The organism is Naasia sp. (genome assembly GCF_025465545.1).
Classification (GTDB): domain Bacteria; phylum Actinomycetota; class Actinomycetes; order Actinomycetales; family Microbacteriaceae; genus Naasia.
In genome coordinates this window covers 172,269-187,126 of the sequence record NZ_JAODMK010000010.1, presented here as the reverse complement: position 1 = coordinate 187,126, position 14,858 = coordinate 172,269, and the positions used below count along the sequence as shown (strand labels likewise).

Genomic DNA, 14,858 nt, shown 5'->3' with positions numbered 1-14,858 from the left:
GGCCCACCCCGGCCCCAACCGCCGACCGTGGGACCGACAACGAGGAAGCAACCCGCGGACGACAGCTACCTGATGCCGCGGCACCAGCCCACACGCCACCCGACAGCACCGGTCCCGGAGAACCCGCCGTTCTAACGCCCAGCTGCGGTCTTGACGAGGCACGCGACAGGCGCGCACGAAACGAGGTCTCGTCGAGCTCGACCGGCGTAGGGGTGCGACACGCACGCACGTCACGAGGTCTCGACGAGCTCGACCGGCGGAGCGAGCGGACTTACGGGGCGCGACCAGTCCGCCGGTCGAGCTGGTCGAGACCCCGCGAGGCGACCTACGGATCGCCACAATCCGCTGGTCGAGCTTCGGCGTGCTGAGCTGTCGGAGTAGACCCCGCGAGCCGGCCCTGGACGCAGGAACGGGCATCCCCAAGGGAACCGGTTCAGGTGCGGCTCGCACGGCAGCGCGAGCGGATGCCCGGAACGCAATGGTAGGCTTTTCCGCGGTAAGAAAACCGACTTTAAGAGCCGTCCTGTGAGACGGGAAAGGAGGTTGGTTTGACGGAGCGCACCGTGCTCACCCAGGCTGACATCACCCGAGCATTGACTCGGATCTCCCACGAGATCCTGGAGTCCAATCGAGGAAGCGAGAACCTGGTCATCTTGGGCATCCCCACTCGGGGAGTGGCCCTCGCCCAGCGCATAGCCGCGATCATCCAGCGCATCGAGCCCGGCTCCGCCGCTGTGCGAGTCGGCTCGCTGGACGTGACGATGTACCGCGACGACCTCGCCCACACCCGCACCCGCACCCCGTCGCCGACCCAGGTCCCGGGCAGCATCGACGGCGCCACGGTGGTGCTCGTCGATGACGTGCTCTACTCCGGTCGCACGATTCGGTCGGCCCTCGACGCGCTCGGCGACCACGGCCGGCCCGGCGTCGTCCGGCTCGCCGTACTGGTCGACCGCGGCCACCGAGAGCTGCCGATCCGCGCCGATTTCGTGGGCAAGAACCTGCCCAGTGCCTCCCACGAGCGCATCAACGTGCATGTCACCGAGATCGACGGCGACGAATTCGTCAGCATCGAAGGAGGTACAGAGTGAGGCACCTGCTCTCCACCAAGTCGCTCGGACGCACCGAAGCCATCGCGCTGCTCGACATCGCCGAGGACATGGCGGATGTGGCCAACCGCGAGGTCAAGAAGCTGCCCACCCTCCGCGGCAAAACCGTGGTCAACCTCTTCTTCGAAGACTCCACCCGCACCCGCATCTCCTTCGAGGCCGCCGCGAAGCGCCTCAGCGCCGACGTGATCAACTTCAGCGCCAAGGGCTCGAGCGTCTCCAAGGGGGAGAGCCTCAAGGACACCGCGCAGACGCTAGCCGCGATGGGCGCCGACGGTGTCGTCATCCGCCACCCCGCCTCGGGCGCCCCGCAGGTGCTCGCCGGCAGCGGCTGGATCGACGCCGGCATCATCAACGCCGGCGACGGCACCCACGAGCACCCCACCCAGGCGCTGCTCGACGCGCTCACCATCCGCCGCCGCCTGCACGGCGCCGCGTCCCGCGGCCGCGCCCTCGACGGTGTCAGCGTCACCATCGTCGGCGACATCCTGCACTCCCGGGTCGCCCGCTCCAACCTGTGGCTGTTGGACACCCTCGGAGCGCACGTTACCTTCATCGCCCCGCCCACCCTGGTGCCCTCCGACACGACGGCGTGGCCGGCCACCATCGGGTACGACCTGGACGCGGCCATCGACGCCGGCCCCGACGTCGTGATGATGCTGCGCATCCAGGCCGAGCGCATGAACGCCGCGTTCTTCCCGAACAGCCGGGAATACTCCCGCCGCTGGGGCCTGGACGACGAACGCTTCGCCCGGCTCTCGTCGCATAGCATTGTCATGCACCCCGGACCGATGAATCGCGGCCTGGAGATCTCCTCCGCCGCAGCCGATTCTGACCGGTCCACAGTGCGCGAACAGGTCGCGAACGGGGTCTCCGTCCGGATGGCGGCGCTGTACCTGTTGCTTTCCGGCGACCGAGAGGACCACTGAATGTCGACCGAACGTTTCCTTCTGCGCGGAGCCCAGCTCAGCGACGGAACCAGCACCGACCTGCTCCTGTCCGACGGCCGAATCGATGACATGGGCTCCCGGCTCTCCGACGCCGGCGCCACCGTGATCGACGCCGACGGCCTGCTCGCCCTCCCCGGCCTGGTCGACCTGCACACGCACCTGCGCGAGCCCGGCTACGAGCAGAGCGAAACAGTGCTCACGGGCAGCCAGGCCGCCGCCATCGGCGGCTACACCACCGTGTTCGCGATGGCCAACACCTCACCGGTGCAGGACACCGCCGGCGTCGTCGAGCAGGTGCTCGCCCTGGGGGAGAGCGCCGGCTACGTCACCGTGCAACCGATCGGCGCCGTCACCGTGGGGCTCGCGGGCGAACGCCTGGCCGAACTGGGCGCGATGGCCGCCAGCCGCGCCAGCGTGCGGGTCTTCTCCGACGACGGGTTCTGTGTCTCCGACCCGCTGCTGATGCGCCGGGCGCTTGAGTACGTCAAGGCCTTCGACGGCGTCGTCGCCCAGCACTCGCAGGAGCCCCGCCTCACCGTCGGCGCCCAGATGAACGAAGGCGCCCTGTCCAGCGAGCTCGGCCTCACCGGCTGGCCGGCCGTGGCCGAGGAATCGATCATCGCCCGCGACGTACTGCTGGCCGAACACGTCGGTTCCCGCCTGCATGTCTGCCACCTCTCCACCGCCGGAGCCGTCGATGTGGTGCGCTGGGCCAAGGCCCGCGGCATCAACGTGACCGCAGAGGTTACGCCGCACCACCTGCTGCTCACCGAGGAACTGGTCGCCGGTTACGACGCCCGGTACAAGGTGAACCCGCCGCTCCGCCGCCGCGAGGACGTCGAAGCCCTGCGCCAGGGCGTCAAGGACGGCACGATCGACATCATCGCCACCGACCACGCGCCGCACCCGATCGAGTCGAAGGACTGCGAGTGGGGCGCCGCCGCCAACGGCATGGTCGGACTCGAATCCGCACTGTCGGTGGCACACGCCGCCCTCGTCGACACCGGCTACCTGAACTGGGGCGACCTGGTGCGGGTCATGTCGAGCGTTCCCGCCCGGATCGGCCGCATCCAGGGTCAGGGCCGGCCGCTCGCCGTGGGCGGGCCCGCCGAACTGACCCTCTACGACCCGAGCGCCCGCCGCGTCTTCGGCCGGGAAAATCTCGTCGGCAAGGGCGTGAACTCGCCGTACCTCGAGATGACGCTGCCCGGTCAGGTGATGGCGACCTTCCACCGTGGCTACGCCACCGTGCTGGGCGGCGCCCTGCAGAGCACCGCGCAGATCAGTGCCGCACGGGCCACCGTGACCGGGGGTCGTCATGAGTAGCCGCACCGTTGCCACGATCATCACCGTCCTGGTGCTGCTCGGCATCCTCGCTCTGATGCTGCGCTCCTGGCGCCGCCGCAGCACCCGGGATGCCGGCTTGCCCGCAGGCTACCCTTCGCCCACCGAACCGGGCCGGGAACTGGCCTCCGCAGCGGCCCTCTACGTCGCCACGACACCGAGGGATGCGCCGCTGGAGCGCCTGGCAATCCCCGGGCTGGGCTTCCGCGCCCGCGGTGGCGTCTCCGTCACCGAACACGGTGTGCTGCTCGAACTCGCCGGCTCACCTGCACTGTTCATCCCCGCGGCCGCCGTGGAGCGGGTCACCGACGCCACCTGGGCCATCGATCGCGCCGTCGAGCCCGGCGGCCTGCTACTCCTGGGCTGGCGGCTCGCCCCCTCGAGCTCCGCCCCCTCCAGCCCGGACCCAGACTCGACTGCCGCGCCCGCCAGCGTCGACAGCTATTTCCGATTCAGCGACCCCGCCGATCGCACTGCGATCAGCGAGGCCATTCGATCACTCGCGCCCAGCGCGCCCGGCACAGCCGGCACCAGAACAATCGGCACCGAAGAAAGTGAGGTGTAGCCCGTGAGCTACCCAACATCCACCCCGGCTCCGGCCGTGCTCGTCCTCGAAGACGGCACCCGCTACGTGGGACGTGCCTACGGCCGCCAAGGACAGACGCTGGGCGAGATCGTCTTCGCCACCGGCATGACCGGCTACCAGGAGACGCTCACCGACCCGTCCTACGCCGGCCAGATCGTCCTCATGACGGCCCCGCACATCGGCAATACCGGGGCCAACGACGAAGACATGGAATCCAGCCGCATCTGGGTTGCCGGTTTCGTGGTTCGCGAGCCCGCCCGCGTGCCCTCCAACTTCCGCTCCCAGCGCACCCTCGAAGCCGAGCTGGAATCCCACGACATCGTGGGCATCAGCGGTATCGACACCCGCGCCATCACCCGGCACATCCGTTCAAAGGGCGCCATGCGCAGCGGCATCTTCTCCGGGGACCGATACGACATCTCCGAGAGCGAACAGCTCGAACTCGTCCGCGGCGGCGCCAGCATGCGCGGCCGCAACCTGTCCGACGATGTCTCGACCGTCGAGCCGTACTCGCTGCCGGCCACGGGCGAGCGCATCGGCTCGGTCGCCGTTCTCGACCTCGGCGTGAAGACGTCCACGCTCAACTACCTGGCCGAACGCGGCTTCGAGGTGTTCGTGCTGCCGCAGTCGGTCACCGCCGAGCACGTGCTGTCCCTCAAGCCGTCTGCGCTGTTCTTCTCGAACGGCCCCGGCGACCCGGCCGCCAGCGACGCCCACGTCACGCTGCTGCAGGAGGTGCTCCGTGCCGGCGTGCCGTACTTCGGCATCTGCTTCGGCAACCAGCTACTCGGCCGCGCCCTCGGCTTCGGCACGTACAAGCTGCCGTTCGGTCACCGCGGCATCAACCAGCCGGTGCTCGACAAGGCCACCGGCCGGGTGGAGATCACCTCGCAGAACCACGGCTTCGCCGTCGACATGCCCATCGAGGGCGTGCACGAGTCCAAGACCGGTTTCGGCAAGGTCGAGGTCAGCCACTACAGCCTCAACGACCAAGTGGTCGAGGGCATCCGGTGCCTGGACATTCCGGCCTTCTCGGTGCAGTACCACCCGGAGTCCGCGTCCGGCCCGCACGACGCCAACTATCTTTTCGACAGGTTCAGGGATGTGGTGGTCGCGCACGCGGCCGCCGGAGCAGGAGACGCCAAGTAATGCCTAAGCGCGACGATATCAACAGCGTCCTCGTCATCGGATCGGGCCCGATCGTGATCGGCCAGGCCTGCGAGTTCGACTACTCCGGCACCCAGGCAAGCCGGGTCCTCCGCGAAGAGGGCGTCCGGGTGATCCTGGTCAACTCCAACCCGGCCACCATCATGACCGACCCCGACTTCGCGGACGCGACGTACATCGAGCCGATCACCCCGGAGATCCTCGAGACCATCATCGCCAAGGAACGCCCGGATGCGATCCTGCCGACCCTGGGCGGCCAGACGGCCCTCAACGCGGCGATCGCCCTGCACGAGCGCGGGATCCTCACCAAGTACAACGTCGAGCTCATCGGCGCGAAGTTCGAGGCCATCCAGAAGGGTGAAGACCGCCAGATCTTCAAGCAGCTGGTTCTCGACGCCGGCGCGGATGTGGCCAAGTCCTACATCGCCCACACCGTCGAAGAGGCCGTCGGCTTCGCCGAGGACCTCGGCTACCCGCTGGTCGTGCGCCCCTCCTTCACCATGGGCGGCCTCGGCTCCGGCTTCGCCTACACCGAAGAAGAGCTGCGCCGCATCGTCGGTGACGGCCTGCACCAGAGCCCGACCACCGAGGTACTCCTGGAGGAGTCCATCCTCGGTTGGAAGGAATACGAGCTCGAGATGATGCGCGACACCGCCGACAACACGGTGGTCGTCTGCTCCATCGAGAACGTCGACCCGGTCGGCGTGCACACCGGCGACTCGATCACGGTCGCCCCCGCGCTCACCCTCACCGACCGCGAGTACCAGAACCTCCGCGACATCGGCATCGACATCATCCGCGCGGTCGGCGTGGACACCGGCGGCTGCAACATCCAGTTCGCCGTCGAGCCCTCGACCGGCCGGGTGATCGTCATCGAGATGAACCCTCGGGTGTCCCGGTCGAGCGCCCTGGCCAGCAAGGCGACGGGCTTCCCGATCGCGAAGATCGCCGCGAAGCTCGCCATCGGCTACCGCCTCGACGAGATCCCCAACGACATCACCCGGGTCACCCCGGCCAGCTTCGAGCCGACGCTCGACTACATCGTGGTGAAGGTGCCCCGCTTCGCGTTCGAGAAGTTCCCGGCAGCCGATCCCCGGCTCACCACCACGATGAAGTCGGTGGGCGAGGCGATGGCCATCGGGCGCAACTACACCACCGCCCTGCAGAAGGCGCTGCGCTCGCTCGAGAAGCGCGGCTCCTCGTTCTCCTGGGAGAGCGTGGTCGAGTCCGTCGACGAGCTGATCGAGCGCGCCGAGATCCCGACAGACGGCCGCATCGTCACCGTCCAGCGCGCGCTCTTCGCCGGCGCGACCGTCGAGCAGCTGCATGCCGTCACGGGCATCGACCCCTGGTTCCTCGACCAGATCGTGCTGATCAACGAGGTCGCCGCCGAGATCGCGGCAGCCGGCGAGCTGGACGAGGACGTGCTGCGGCTCGCCAAGGAGCACGGCTTCTCGGACATCCAGATCGGGCAGCTGCGGGATCTCGACGAGGCCGTGGTGCGAACCGCCCGGCACGCCCTCGGCGTCCGGCCCGTCTACAAGACGGTCGACACCTGTGCGGGCGAGTTCCCCGCACTCACCCCGTACCACTACTCGTCCTACGAGGAGGAGACCGAGGTGGCGGCGAGCGACCGCCGGAAGGTCGTGATCCTCGGCTCCGGCCCGAACCGGATCGGCCAGGGCGTCGAGTTCGACTACTCGTGCGTGCACGCGGCGTTCGCGCTGTCTGCCGCCGGCTACGAGACCATCATGATCAACTGCAACCCCGAGACGGTGTCGACGGACTACGACACGTCGGACCGCCTCTACTTCGAGCCGCTCACGCTCGAGGACGTGCTCGAGGTGATCCACGCCGAGGAGCAGAGCGGGGAGATCGTCGGCGTCGTCGTGCAGCTCGGCGGTCAGACCGCGCTCGGCCTGGCCAAGGGGCTCGAGGCGGCCGGCGTGCCGATCCTCGGCACCACCCCCTCGGCCATCGACCTCGCGGAGGAGCGCGGACTCTTCGCCGGCATCCTCCGCGACGCGGGTCTCGTCGCGCCCAAGAGCGGCACGGCGACCGACGTAACGGGCGCCCTCGCGGTGGCCGACGGCATCGGCTACCCGGTGCTCGTGCGGCCCTCGTACGTGCTCGGCGGCCGCGGCATGGAGATCGTCTACGACGGCGCCTCCCTCGAGGACTACTTCCGCCGCATCGAGGGTCAGGGCATCGTCGGCCCCACCCATCCGCTGCTCGTCGACCGGTTCCTCGACGACGCCATCGAGATCGACGTCGACGCCCTCTACGACGGCGAGCGGCTCTACATCGGCGGGATCATGGAGCACATCGAGGAGGCCGGCATCCACTCCGGCGACTCGAGCTGCACCCTGCCGCCCGTGACCCTCGGCCGCGGCGTCATCGACCGGGTCCGCGACGCGACGCTCGCGATCGCCGAGGGGATCGGGGTCCGCGGCCTGCTCAACGTGCAGTTCGCCGTCGGCGCCGGCGTCCTCTACGTGCTCGAGGCCAACCCGCGCGCGTCCCGGACCGTCCCGTTCGTCTCCAAGGCGCTCGGCATCCCGCTGGCCAAGGCGGCCTCCCTGCTCATGGTGGGCGAGAGCATCTCCTCGCTGATCGCGTCCGGAATGCTGCCCGAGCGCGACGGGTCCCGCGTGCCGAGCGACTCGCCCGTCGCCGTCAAGGAGGCGGTGCTGCCCTTCAAGCGCTTCCGCACGAAGGACGGCCGGGTCGTCGACTCCCTGCTCGGCCCCGAGATGCGCTCCACCGGCGAGGTGATGGGCATCGACCGCGACTTCCCGCGAGCCTTCGCCAAGAGCCAGGAGGCCGCATACGGGGGGCTGCCCGCGACCGGCACCGTGTTCGTGTCGGTCGCCGACCGCGACAAGCGCGCGATCATCCTCCCGATGCTGCGGCTGTCCCAGCTGGGCTTCGCGCTGCTCGCCACCGAGGGCACCGCCGAGGTGCTGCGCCGCAACGGCATCGAGGCGGGCGTGGTGCCCAAGCACAGCGAGCGTGCGAGCGGTGGAGGAGCGCCGACCATCGTCGATCTCATCGCGACCGGAAAGGTCGACGTGGTCATCAACACCCCCAGCGGGGGTGCCGCCCGGGCGGACGGCTACGAGATCCGGGCCGCCGCCGTCGCGGGGGACAAGCCCCTCTTCACCACCATCGCGCAGCTCGCGGCGGCGGTGGCCTCCATCGAGGCGATACGGTCAGGATTCGAAGTCACGTCCCTGCAGGAATACGCTGATCAGCGCGCCGCCTCCGCTGGGGCCGCGGGGATCTCAAACCGGAAGGAGCGCGCTGAAGATGACCGCTGAAATCCCGACGCCGTTCGGCGATCGGCTGGCGGCCGCCTTCGACGCCTACGGCCACCTCTGTGTCGGGATCGATCCGCACGAGTACCTGCTCAAGGAGTGGGGCCTGCCGCTCAGCGCGGTCGGCGCCCACGAGTTCGGGCTGCGGGTCGTCGAGGCCTGTGTGGGCCGCGTCGGCATCGTGAAGCCCCAGGTTGCCTTCTACGAGAAGTTCGGCTCGATCGGCTATCGAGTGCTCGAGGACGTGCTGGTCGAGGCGCGCAAGGCCGGACTCGTGGTCATCGCGGACGTCAAGCGCGGCGACCTCGGCTCGACGCTCGAGGCCTACGCCGAGGCGTGGCTGAGCCCCGGCTCGCCCCTCGAGGCGGACGCCATGACGATCAGCGCCTACCAGGGCTTCGGCGCGCTGGCCGCGCCGCTCGAGTTCGCCCAGAACGCCGGCAAGGGGCTCCTGGTGCTCTCGGCGACCTCGAACCCCGAGGCCATGGCCGTGCAGACCTCGATCATCCAGATCGAGACGCAGGTCGGCAAGACGGTGGCGGGCGGGCTCGCCTCGCGCGTGGTCGGCTGGAACCAGGAGCACAACTCCGGGCACCGCCTCGGCTCGATCGGCGTCGTCCTCGGCGCCACGGTCGACTTCGCCAAGGTGGGCATCGACCTCCAGGAGCTCTCCGAGACGCCCGCCGCACCGATCCTCGCCCCCGGGTTCGGCTACCAGGGCGCGGACTTCGGCTCGGTCCGCGAGATCTTCGGTGTCGCCGCCGACCAGGCCATCGTCACCGCCTCCCGCAGCATCCTCGCCGCAGGCGGCGACGGCATCCGGGACAGCATCGACGCGCAGGTGCGCCACCTCGCCGAGGCATACGCGTGAAACCTCCCGAGGTCGACCGGATCGCCGGCTCCCGCGCCGCAGTCGCGGCCCGGCGCGCCAGGGCAGAGGTGAAGCGCCAGATCGCGAGCGGCGAGCGAACGGCCAGCGAGGTGCTCGACGCCGCCTCGCCGGAGAACCCGGCCGAGGCGACCCTCCGGGTGAGCGAGCTCATCGGCAGCATCCCGTGGCTCGGGCCCACCCGCACCGCGCGGATCATGAGCGAGCTCGGCATCTCGCCGTCCAAGCGGGTGGGCGGACTCGGCATCCATCAGAGGAAGCGCCTGCGCGAGTTCCTCACCGAGCGCCAGAAGCGCAAGATCGAGCCGGGCGCACTCGTGGTGCTCGCCGGTCCCACCGCCGTGGGCAAGGGCACCGTTTCCGCGCACATCCGGGACAATCACCCCGAGGTCCTCCTCTCCGTCAGTGCGACCACCCGCCCGCCGCGGCCCGGCGAGATCGAGGGCGTCACCTACTACTTCGTGGACGACGCCCGGTTCGACCAGATGATCGAGGCAGGGGAGTTCCTCGAGTGGGCGACGGTGCACAACGCCTTCCGCTACGGCACCCCGCGGGCGCCGATCATGCAGGCCCTCGCGAGCGGCAAGAGCGTGCTCCTCGAGATCGACCTGCAGGGCGCACGCCAGGTGCGGGAGGCGTTCCCCGAGGCGCGCCTGGTCTTCCTGCTGCCGCCCAGCTGGGACGAGCTGGTGCGCCGGCTGACCGGCCGAGGCACCGAGGACGGCGACGAGCAGGACCGCCGGCTGCAGACCGCGAAGGTCGAGCTGGCCGCCCAGGACGAGTTCGACTACAAAGTCGTGAACTCGGACGTGGCCACCGCGGCCCGCGAGGTCGTAGACTTGATGCCGACTTCGCCCGGCGACTAGCCGCGCGACTGAGAGGACTCCCATGACCAGCAACAAGTCCGCAGGAATCATCGATCCGCCGATCGACGACCTGCTCAGCAAGGTGGACTCGAAGTACGCCCTCGTCCTCTTCGCGTCCAAGCGCGCGCGCCAGATCAACGACTACTACGCCGACCTGCACGAAGGCAGCCTGTTCGACAACGTCGGCCCGCTGGTCGACTCCTCGATCGAGGACAAGCCGCTGTCCGTCGCCCTGCGTGAGATCAACGACGACAAGCTGGAGATGCGCGCCCTCTGACGGGCACTGCCTTCCCGATGACCCGGCCCGACGACGACGCGCGACTGCGCGTCGTCGTCGGCATCTCCGGGGGCATCGCCGCCTACAAGGCGGTGGGCGTCGTGCGCGGCTTCGTGCTCGCGGGTCATGATGTGCACGTGGTGGCGACCGAGGCCGCCCTGCGCTTCGTCGGCAGGCCCACCCTCGAGGCGATCAGCCGCAACCCGGTCTGGACCGACCTCTACGAGGGCGTCGCCGAGGTGCGGCACGTGTCGATCGGCCAGTCCGCCGACCTGATCGTGATCGCCCCCGCCACCGCGAACACGCTGGCCAAGCTGGCGGCCGGCATCGCCGACGACCTGCTCGGCAACACGGTCCTCGCCAGCTCCGCCCCCCTGGTGGTGGCGCCCGCGATGCACACCGAGATGTGGGAGAACCCGGCGACCGTCGCCAACGTCGCGGTGCTCCGCGAGCGAGGCGTGCACATCGTCGGTCCCGCCTCCGGCCGGCTCACCGGCCAGGACTCGGGTGCGGGCCGGATGGCCGAGCCGGACGACATCGTCGCGGCTGCTCTCGCCGTGCTCCTTCCCCAGGATCTCGCGGGCCGTCGCGTCCTCATCACCGCGGGCGGCACCCGCGAGCCCCTCGACCCGGTGCGCTTCCTCGGCAACCGGTCGAGCGGGGCCCAGGGAGTCGCGCTGGCGGAGGCCGCGCGAGACCGCGGCGCGCAGGTGACCCTGCTCGCGGCGCACCTCGAGGTGCCCGCTCCGCACGGCGTGGCGCTGCGCACTGTCGAGACCACAGCCGAGCTCGCCGCCGCCGTGGCGGACGCCGCAGCCGAGGCGGACATCGTGATCATGGCCGCCGCGGTCGCCGACTACCGGCCAGCCGAGGTGGCCGACAGCAAGCTCAAGAAGGAGTCGATGGGGGACGAGTTCGCCCTGCGACTCATCCGCAATCCCGACCTCCTGGCCGGCCTCACCTCCGGCACTCTTGCCCCCCGGCGGCCGGGCGGGCAGGTCGTGGTCGGCTTCGCCGCCGAGACGGAGCAGGACGATCAGGCACTCCTCGCGCTCGCCCGGGCCAAGGCCGAGCGCAAGGGTGTCGACTATCTGGTGGTCAACCGGGTGGGCTGGCAGGAGGGCTTCGGCACGGGACGTAACGCTGTCACGGTGCTGGATCGGGCCGGCTCTATAGTGGGGGAGGCCGCGGGCGACAAGCTGTCGGTGGCCCATCGGATACTCGACGTCCTCGTCTGAGAGCGGCTTTCCGGAGCCCCCGTATCCCCGTCTACCGTTGGAGCGCCCATGGCTGCACTGCGCCTCTTCACGTCCGAGTCGGTCACCGAGGGACACCCGGACAAGATCTGCGACCAGATCTCCGATTCGATCCTCGACGCGCTGCTGGAGCAGGACCCGACCAGCCGGGTCGCCGTCGAGACCCTCGTCACCACCGGGCTCGTGCACGTGGCCGGCGAGGTGACCACGAAGGGCTACGCCGACATCCCCGGCATCGTGCGGCGCAAGATCCGCGAGATCGGCTACGACTCGTCCGAGAAGAGCTTCGACGCGGAGAGCTGCGGCGTGTCCGTGTCGATCGGCGCGCAGTCCCCGGACATCGCCCAGGGCGTCGATCGCGCCCAGGAGGTGCGGGAGGGCGGTGCAGGAGCGGCGCAGCTCGACGACCTCGACCTGCTCGGCGCGGGCGACCAGGGCATCATGTTCGGCTTCGCCACCCGCGAGACGCCCGAGCTCATGCCGGTGCCCATCTGGCTCGCGCACCGGCTCGCGGAGCGGCTGGCGGAGGTGCGGCGCGACGGCGTCCTCGACTACCTCCGGCCCGACGGCAAGACCCAGGTCACTGTCGGCTACGAGGGACAGACGCCGCGCAGCGTGGAGACCATCGTGCTGTCCACCCAGCACGCGCCGTCGGTGGAGACCGAGCGGCTCCGGGCCGAGGTCGCCGAGACCGTGATCCGGCCGATCCTCGAGCGCACCGCCCTCGACACATCGCAGGTGCGGCTCATCATCAACCCCACCGGCCGCTTCGAGATCGGCGGGCCGAAGGGCGACGCGGGCCTCACCGGGCGCAAGATCATCGTCGACACCTACGGTGGGGCATCGCGGCACGGCGGCGGCGCCTTCAGCGGCAAGGACCCGTCGAAGGTGGACCGCTCCGCCGCCTACGCCATGCGCTGGGTGGCCAAGAACGCGGTCGCCGCCGGGCTCGCCGACCGTCTCGAGGTGCAGGTCGCCTACGCGATCGGCCGTTCCGCTCCGGTCGGGCTCTACGTCGAGACCTTCGGCACCGGCACCCTGCCGGACGAGGACATCATCCGCGCCATCCGCGACGTGTTCGACCTGCGGCCGGCCGCGATCATCCGCGACCTCGACCTGCTCCGCCCGATCTATGCCCGCACCGCCACCTACGGGCACTTCGGCCGCGAGCTGCCCGGCTTCAGCTGGGAGCGCCTCGACCGGGTCGACGACCTGCGCAGCGCAGCCGGGGTCTGACCCCGCCGCCATGCCCGACCCGGCGACGCACTCGGTGGCGCGGGTGCTCCTCGACACCCCGCTCCCGCAGCTCGACCACCTGTTCGACTACCGCATCCCTGACGGGCTGCGCGGCGTCGTCGTCCCCGGGATCCGGGTGCGCGTGCCGCTGCGGCGGGCGGGCCGCATCGCCGACGGCTACGTGGTGGAGACGGCGGAGGCGAGCGACGTGCCCGGCGAGCTGGTCGAGATCGAGGCGGTCGTCTCCGAGCAGCGGGTCCTGACGCCCGAGGTCTACGCTCTGGCCCGCGCCGTGGCGGATCGCGCCGCAGGCAGCGCCAGCGACGTTCTGCGCCTCGCGATTCCCCGTCGGCAGGTGCGGGTGGAGAAGGCCTGGCGCAACGGGCGGCGGCCCGAGGAGCCAGAGGGGCCGCCGCCGGTCGTCGAGCTCGCCGACTACGGCGACGCCCTCCCCGCCGAGCCCGGCTCCCGCCTCGCCGTCGAGGCGATCCCGGGCCTGGTGGAGGTGGGCGGCGGCTGGATCGGCGCCTGGGCGCTCACGCTCGCCCGGCTCGCGGTGCACGAGCTGGGCCAGGGCCGCAGCGCGGTGCTCGTGCTGCCCGACTATCGGGACCAGGACCAGGTGCAGCTCGCCCTGGCGTCCCTGCCCGGAGCCGGTCCCGTGCTGCGCCTCGACGCCAGGCAGAGCGGCCCCGAGCGCTACCTGGGCTTCCTGTCCGCCCTGGAGGAGCGGCCCAGCATCGTCGTCGGCAACCGCTCGGCGGTCTACGCCCCGGTGCACCGGCTCGGCCTGCTCGCGGTCTGGAACGACGGGGACTCCCTGCTCGGGGAGCAGCTCGCGCCGTACGTGCACGCCCGCGACGCGGCTCTCGTCCGCCAGGAGCAGTCAGGCTGCACCCTCGTGCTCCTCGGGCACGCTCGGTCCGCAGCGGCGGAACGGCTGGTGGAGCTGGGCTGGCTCACCGCGATCGCCCCGCGACGGCTCCGTCCGCCGCACGTGATCCTCACCCCCGACGATCCGGGCTCACCGCGCATCCCACAGGCCGCCTGGCGTGCCGCGAGCGAGGCCGTTCTTCAGGGCCCCGTTCTGCTGCAGGTGGCCCGGCCGGGGAACGCCGCGCTCGACGCGCTGCGGGCGGGCACCCCCATGGCTGCGGACGCGGGACGCACCGCCTACGACCTCGGCCGCGCGTTCCCCGGGGTGCGGGTGCTGATCTCCGACGGCGAGCGGCCGCTCGAACGCGTCGACGCCCAGCCAGCGCTCGTGATCGCCACTCGGGGCGCCGAGCCGATCGCCGACGGCGGCTACCGGGCGGTGCTGCTCCTCGACGGCCAGCGGATGCTGATGCGGGAGAGCGCCCGCGTCGCGGAGGACTGCCTGCGCTGGTGGTCCGCGGCCGCCTCGCTGGCCGCGCCCGGCGCCCCCGTGCACCTCGTCGGGGTCGGCGGCCCGCTGGGACGCGCGGTGGCGACCTGGCGGCAGTCCGACTTCCTCGCCCATGAGGTGGCCGAGCGGCGGGAGCTCCGGTTTCCTCCCGCCGTGCGCGTCGCCACCCTCACCGGACCGAGCAGGGTGCTCGAGCCGGTGCTCGCCGAGGCGGAGGCGGCCGGCGCGACGGTGGTCAGCAGCGAGCCGGCCGACGGCCTGGTCCGCACCGTCGTCCGCTTCGACTACGCCCACGGCGCGGCAGTGGCCGGAGTGCTCCGCACCGGCATCCTCCGGGCCGCAAGCGGCCGCCGCCCCCAGAGCGTCGCCGACCGCGCCTCGAGCGGGCGGGACCGACGGCCGCCGCCTACACTCAGAGTCCGAATGGACGACCCCGATGCCCTCTGAGCGGCGCGGGCCACGGCGGGAGGCGAC

General features: G+C 70.8%; 12 protein-coding genes. All 12 read left to right on the top strand.

Annotation, left to right across the window (positions count from 1 at the left end):
* Positions 1–548: 548 nt before the first annotated feature.
* The 12 genes from pyrR to JWR33_RS03055 are packed head-to-tail and all read left to right on the top strand — an operon-like array spanning position 549 to position 14,831.
* Positions 549–1,091: a bifunctional pyr operon transcriptional regulator/uracil phosphoribosyltransferase PyrR gene (gene pyrR / locus JWR33_RS03110; protein WP_297367487.1), complete on the top strand. Its 543-nt coding sequence runs from the start codon at positions 549–551 to the stop codon at positions 1,089–1,091.
* On the top strand, positions 1,088–2,038 hold the full coding sequence (locus JWR33_RS03105) for an aspartate carbamoyltransferase catalytic subunit (protein ID WP_297409357.1): 951 nt from the start codon (positions 1,088–1,090) through the stop codon (positions 2,036–2,038). The genes pyrR and JWR33_RS03105 overlap by 4 nt, the downstream gene beginning before the upstream one ends.
* Positions 2,039–3,385, top strand: a complete 1,347-nt coding sequence (locus JWR33_RS03100) for a dihydroorotase (RefSeq protein ID WP_297367494.1) — start codon at positions 2,039–2,041, stop codon at positions 3,383–3,385.
* A complete protein-coding gene (locus tag JWR33_RS03095; RefSeq protein WP_297367497.1) occupies positions 3,378–3,968 on the top strand; it encodes a hypothetical protein in 591 nt (196 codons plus the stop codon). The genes JWR33_RS03100 and JWR33_RS03095 overlap by 8 nt, the downstream gene beginning before the upstream one ends.
* Before the next feature lie 3 nt (positions 3,969–3,971).
* The gene (carA, locus tag JWR33_RS03090; protein WP_297367500.1) at positions 3,972–5,138 is read left to right on the top strand and encodes a glutamine-hydrolyzing carbamoyl-phosphate synthase small subunit; all 1,167 of its coding nucleotides are present in this window, start codon (positions 3,972–3,974) and stop codon (positions 5,136–5,138) included.
* Positions 5,138–8,476 (top strand): carbamoyl-phosphate synthase large subunit, encoded by a 3,339-nt coding sequence (gene carB, locus JWR33_RS03085; protein WP_297409355.1) that lies wholly within the window; start codon positions 5,138–5,140, stop codon positions 8,474–8,476. The genes carA and carB overlap by 1 nt, the downstream gene beginning before the upstream one ends.
* Positions 8,466–9,344, top strand: a complete 879-nt coding sequence (gene pyrF / locus JWR33_RS03080; RefSeq protein WP_297409353.1) for an orotidine-5'-phosphate decarboxylase — start codon at positions 8,466–8,468, stop codon at positions 9,342–9,344. Before carB ends, pyrF begins: the two co-directional genes overlap by 11 nt.
* Positions 9,335–10,228: a guanylate kinase gene (gene gmk, locus JWR33_RS03075; protein WP_297409379.1), complete on the top strand. Its 894-nt coding sequence runs from the start codon at positions 9,335–9,337 to the stop codon at positions 10,226–10,228. Before pyrF ends, gmk begins: the two co-directional genes overlap by 10 nt.
* A gap of 22 nt (positions 10,229–10,250) precedes the next feature.
* The gene (rpoZ, locus tag JWR33_RS03070; RefSeq protein WP_297409351.1) at positions 10,251–10,505 is read left to right on the top strand and encodes a DNA-directed RNA polymerase subunit omega; all 255 of its coding nucleotides are present in this window, start codon (positions 10,251–10,253) and stop codon (positions 10,503–10,505) included.
* A gap of 44 nt (positions 10,506–10,549) precedes the next feature.
* Positions 10,550–11,743 (top strand): bifunctional phosphopantothenoylcysteine decarboxylase/phosphopantothenate--cysteine ligase CoaBC, encoded by a 1,194-nt coding sequence (gene coaBC, locus JWR33_RS03065; protein ID WP_297409378.1) that lies wholly within the window; start codon positions 10,550–10,552, stop codon positions 11,741–11,743.
* A gap of 48 nt (positions 11,744–11,791) precedes the next feature.
* Complete coding sequence (gene metK, locus JWR33_RS03060; RefSeq protein ID WP_297409350.1) at positions 11,792–12,997, top strand: methionine adenosyltransferase; 1,206 nt, start codon at positions 11,792–11,794, stop codon at positions 12,995–12,997.
* Between the two features lie 10 nt (positions 12,998–13,007).
* Positions 13,008–14,831, top strand: a complete 1,824-nt coding sequence (locus JWR33_RS03055) for a primosomal protein N' (RefSeq protein ID WP_297409348.1) — start codon at positions 13,008–13,010, stop codon at positions 14,829–14,831.
* Positions 14,832–14,858: the final 27 nt, after the last annotated feature.